4 protein-coding genes are annotated in these 5,329 nt (G+C 44.8%); 2 read left to right on the top strand and 2 right to left on the bottom strand.

From position 1 onward, the window contains the following. The first annotated feature begins 9 nt into the window (after positions 1-9). Entirely contained in the window at positions 10-810 is an 801-nt protein-coding gene (locus tag AB4653_RS06795; RefSeq protein ID WP_009847632.1) for a TrmB family transcriptional regulator, read from the top strand. Positions 811-1,105: 295 nt separating this feature from the next. On the opposite strand, the gene recA is transcribed toward AB4653_RS06795, so the two are convergent. Together recA and pncC are read right to left on the bottom strand one after the other, a co-directional pair. After that, positions 1,106-2,146: a recombinase RecA gene (recA, locus tag AB4653_RS06790; protein ID WP_009847633.1), complete on the bottom strand. Its 1,041-nt coding sequence runs from the start codon at positions 2,144-2,146 to the stop codon at positions 1,106-1,108. A gap of 139 nt (positions 2,147-2,285) precedes the next feature. Then, a complete protein-coding gene (gene pncC / locus AB4653_RS06785; RefSeq protein ID WP_029223075.1) occupies positions 2,286-2,780 on the bottom strand; it encodes a nicotinamide-nucleotide amidase in 495 nt (164 codons plus the stop codon). Positions 2,781-2,904: 124 nt separating this feature from the next. On the opposite strand from pncC, the gene mutS reads away from it, so the two are divergent. After that, positions 2,905-5,329: DNA mismatch repair protein MutS (gene mutS, locus AB4653_RS06780; protein WP_372103639.1), on the top strand; the 2,425-nt coding region annotated here is incomplete at its 3' end.

Raw genomic sequence — 5,329 nt, 5'->3', positions numbered from 1 at the left:
GGACAACCCGTGTCAGAGCTAGTCACCAAATTAATGGATTTTGGGTTTACCAAAACCGATGCGCTTGTTTATATTAATTTACTCAAAAATGGCCAATCCAGCGGATATAAAATCGCGAAAGAGATCTCTATCTCCCGCTCTTCTGTTTACTCGTCTATCGATAACCTTTACGCCAATGGCTACATTTTCATGTCTGATGGCGACACTAAAGAGTACGAAGCTAAATCACCAGACTTGATTTTCAGCCAGATAGAAAAAAAGACCGTCACTAATATTAATTTCCTTAAATCAGAATTATCTAAGATGATGCTGAAAGAGGAAAAAGAGTTCGTTTACAACGTATCGGGGTTCGACAACTTACTTCAAAAGGCCAAGGAAATCATTAATCAGGCAAATCTAGAAATTTACCTGAATACCGATTTTAACCTTGAATTGTTTGGCAAAGAATTATGCGACGCCGTGGAACGTGGAGTTCGAGTGATTGGCTTTTCATTCAACAAAATGGCGAGCCCACATGAAAAAATAGAATTACATTCGCGTTCTGAAAATGAAGAAACCGAATACCCTTCACACCGCTTTATGTGTGTAGCCGATATGAAGCTCGCCCTCATGTTCTCACACCGTGAAGAAACTTTAGGCTTGTATGCAAACAATCGCTTAATTGTAAAAATGATCGCAGAGCATATTCACAGCGATATTTACCTAACAGAATACGAGCGCCTGGCTCCTAATCAGCACCAACACGTCAGAGTAAATACGATTCACGAACAGCACAATGCTATGGTACTCGACGAGCTTAAGAAGCACTAGTTCAGCAGACCGAATTCAATAATAAGATACGAACAAAGGTCTAGTAATAGGCCTTTAGGGGCAAGAACTTTTGACGGTAATCGATTTAACCCAAAGGGTTTCTTTGATTATTTGATAAAGAATAGACCTATGAGTGCATGACTGTAAGTAATCTAGAGCAACCACCGTCACTTTCCTCTAAACATTCAAATACCTTACATTTTTACGACTGAAACAATAAAGCCTCGAAAATTCGAGGCTTTAAAATCTTTCAAAGTCATGCTTTCTTATGAAGGTGACTTAACAAAACGTTAGCTTATAGCTCTTCGTTTTCTTCTTCCTTCTCTGCACCTTTCTCTTCAAGCACAGCAGGAGTTAGCAGTAACTCACGAAGTTTAGTATCAATTTCTAGAGCAACTTCTGGGTTTTCACGCAGGTATTTACCAGCGTTAGCTTTACCTTGGCCGATCTTGTCGCCTTTGTAGCTGTACCAAGCGCCTGCTTTTTCTACTAGCTTATTCTTAACACCTAAGTCGATAAGCTCACCTTCGCGGTTGAAGCCCTTTCCGTAAAGGATTTGAGTTTCAGCTTGTTTGAATGGTGCAGCAATCTTGTTCTTAACAACCTTGATACGAGTTTCGTTACCAACAACTTCATCACCATCTTTAATCGCGCCAGTACGGCGAATATCAAGACGAACAGATGCGTAGAACTTAAGTGCGTTACCACCTGTTGTTGTTTCAGGGTTACCAAACATCACACCAATTTTCATACGAATTTGGTTAATGAAGATAGCCATACAGTTAGACTGCTTAAGGTTACCTGTTAGCTTACGCATTGCTTGAGAAAGCATACGTGCTTGAAGACCCATGTGGCTATCGCCCATTTCGCCTTCGATTTCTGCTTTAGGTGTTAGTGCTGCTACTGAGTCAATAACAAGAACATCGATAGCACCTGAACGAGCCAGTGCATCACAAATTTCTAGAGCTTGTTCGCCTGTATCTGGTTGAGACACAAGCAAAGCGTCGATATCAACACCCAACTTTTGAGCGTAGATAGGGTCTAGTGCGTGCTCGGCATCGACGAATGCACACGTTTTGCCCACTTTCTGTGCTGCAGCAATAAGCTCAAGCGTTAACGTTGTTTTACCTGATGATTCTGGACCGTAAACTTCTACGATACGTCCCATCGGTAGGCCACCAGCACCTAGTGCGATATCTAGAGATAGAGAACCTGTAGAAATAGTTTCTACGTCCATTGTGCGGTTATCACCAAGACGCATGATTGAACCTTTACCAAATTGCTTTTCAATCTGACCAAGGGCTGCGGCTAACGCTTTTTGTTTATTCTCGTCCATTACTATCTCCACATAATCGGTTGTCTTAACAAGCGATCTAGAATCTATTTCTAACCCACATAGGGGTGACTAATTGGCTTTTATTATACTGTTGATTCATACAGTGTCTATACCTGTGTGAAAATAATTTGTACAAATGTTACTTACCTTCCATTGATAGGTAATCATAAATAACTTGTAGGGCATGGTGCGTGGCTTGTTGGCGTACTTGTGATCTGTCGCCTGTAAATACATGCGTTTCTACTTTATCCCAACCGTTTAGTGCTTTCCAAGCGAAACATACCGTTCCAACAGGCTTATCTTCGGTCGCGCCACCTGGGCCAGCAATACCACTGATCGATACAGAGATAGTCCCATTTGAATGTTGCAATGCCCCGCTCGCCATTTCTATTACGACAGGCTCACTCACCGCACCGAACTCAACTAAGGTTTTAAGCTGTACGCCGATCATCTCTTGCTTCGCTTCATTGCTATAAGTAACAAATGCACGATCAAACCAACCAGAGCTCCCTGCGATATCCGTCACCGCGCTAGCAACCCCACCGCCAGTGCAAGATTCAGCCGTCACTAAAACGTGTTTATGTTTAGCGAGTAAGTGTCCAAGCTGTTCACTAAGATCTTGAGTCATCTGCATCATCAACTTCCCTTTATCTACTGTCATATCATTCGGATTCGCATCTTTTCGCATGTGTCGCTTTTCGCACGAAACGCTTTCACGTATCCTAAGCCGCAATAGAAATAAACGAAAGAAGTTAACTGTGAAAGCCGATCAAAAACATACTCCCATGATGCAGCAGTACCTAAAGCTAAAAGCAGAAAATCCAGAAATTCTGCTGTTCTACCGCATGGGCGATTTCTACGAGCTTTTCTACGATGATGCTAAAAAAGCCTCTCAACTCCTCGATATTTCGCTAACCAAGCGTGGCTCTTCAAACGGTGAGCCTATTCCTATGGCGGGCGTTCCATACCACGCCGTTGAAGGTTACCTTGCGAAGTTAGTGCAGTTGGGCGAGTCCGTAGCGATTTGTGAGCAGATTGGTAATCCAGCAACTTCAAAGGGCCCGGTTGAGCGTGCTGTCGTACGTATCGTTACACCCGGTACCGTGACCGATGAGGCTTTGCTTTCTGAGCGCATTGATAACCTGATTGCCTCTATTTACCACCACAATGGTAAATTTGGCTACGCGACGCTTGATATTACTTCTGGCCGATTCCAGCTATGTGAGCCGGAAACCGAAGAAGCAATGGCGGCAGAACTGCAGAGAACCTCACCTCGTGAGCTACTGTTCCCTGAAGATTTCGAACCTGTAAATCTAATGGCAAGCCGTAATGGCAATCGCCGCCGCCCGGTATGGGAATTTGAATTAGATACCGCGAAGCAGCAATTGAATAAGCAGTTTGGTACTCGCGATCTGGTTGGCTTTGGCGTAGAAGGCGCGAAACTAGGCTTATGTGCGGCTGGTTGTTTGATCCAATACGTGAAAGATACCCAACGTACTGCCCTTCCACATATCCGTTCACTGACGATGGATAAGCAAGATCACTCGGTGATCCTCGATGCAGCGACTCGCCGTAATTTGGAGATCACGCAAAATCTTGGTGGTGGTAGTGATAACACCCTTGCCGAAGTACTTGATCACACTGCGACAGCAATGGGTAGCCGTATGCTTAAGCGCTGGTTACATCAACCAATGCGCAATATCTCTGCACTCGATCAGCGCCTAGATGCTATTGGTGAAATGAAAGATTTAGCTCTGTTCACAGAACTACAGCCAACCTTAAAACAGATCGGGGATATCGAACGTATTCTTGCTCGATTGGCACTTCGTTCAGCTCGTCCTCGTGATATGGCACGACTTCGCCAAGCGATGGAATATTTGCCAGAACTTGCAGAAACACTGACGCAATTGAAGCACCCATACCTAACTCAACTTGCTCAATATGCCTCGCCTGTGGATGAGGTTTCTGAACTACTTGAGCGAGCGATCAAAGAGAACCCTCCCGTGGTTATCCGTGACGGTGGTGTAATTGCAGAAGGCTACAATGCCGAGTTAGACGAATGGCGCGACCTTGCAGCTGGCGCAACCGAATTTCTTGATAAACTTGAGCAAGAAGAGCGCGAACGTCATGGTATCGATACACTTAAAGTGGGCTACAACAACGTACACGGTTTCTTCATTCAAGTAAGCCGCGGACAAAGCCACCTTGTGCCACCACACTATGTTCGCCGTCAAACGCTGAAAAATGCAGAGCGTTACATCATTCCTGAGCTAAAAGAGCATGAAGACAAAGTGCTTAGCTCTAAATCGAAAGCCCTAGCTATCGAGAAGAAGTTGTGGGATGAGTTGTTTGATTTGTTACTGCCCTATCTAGAGCGACTACAAAACATTGCTTCTTCAGTGTCTCAACTGGATGTTCTTCAAAACTTAGCTGAACGCGCAGACACCCTTGATTACTGTCGTCCAACCATGACTGAGTCAGCTGGTGTACAAATTCAGGCGGGTCGTCACCCCGTTGTTGAACAAGTAATGGACGAACCGTTTATTGCTAACCCTATCGACCTCAATGATCAACGTAAGATGCTGATCATCACAGGTCCAAACATGGGTGGTAAGTCGACCTACATGCGCCAGACCGCACTCATTGCGCTGATGGCTCATATCGGTTGTTATGTTCCAGCAGAAAGCGCGACGATTGGTTCTATCGACCGTATCTTTACTCGTATTGGCGCATCCGATGACTTAGCTTCGGGTCGTTCAACCTTCATGGTTGAGATGACAGAAACCGCAAACATTCTGCACAACGCGACACCAAATAGCCTTGTGTTAATGGATGAAATCGGTCGTGGTACCAGTACTTACGATGGTCTGTCTCTGGCTTGGGCAAGTGCGGAATGGCTAGCCAATCAAATCAATGCGATGACACTATTTGCAACGCACTACTTTGAGCTAACTGAGCTACCAAACCAAATACCAACCTTAGCGAACGTACACTTAGATGCGGTTGAACATGGCGACAGCATTGCCTTTATGCACGCAGTTCAAGAAGGTGCCGCAAGTAAATCTTACGGCCTTGCGGTTGCAGGATTGGCTGGCGTGCCTAAAGCAGTGATCAAAAACGCACGTGCGAAGCTGACTCAGCTAGAAGCATTGAGTATCGACTCTCCGACATCAAAGCCAAGTG

This window comes from Vibrio sp. 10N.222.48.A3, assembly GCF_041475345.1.
In the GTDB taxonomy this organism is placed as follows: domain Bacteria; phylum Pseudomonadota; class Gammaproteobacteria; order Enterobacterales; family Vibrionaceae; genus Vibrio; species Vibrio tasmaniensis_A.
Note: the sequence above shows the minus strand (reverse complement) of the source record. Positions and strands in the feature narration are given on the sequence as shown.

Coding starts and splice junctions, on each gene's coding strand:
- recA (WP_009847633.1), bottom strand. CDS start 2,146: ATGGACGAGAATAAACAAAAAGCGTTAGCCGCAGCCCTTGGTCAGATT.
- pncC (WP_029223075.1), bottom strand. CDS start 2,780: ATGCAGATGACTCAAGATCTTAGTGAACAGCTTGGACACTTACTCGCT.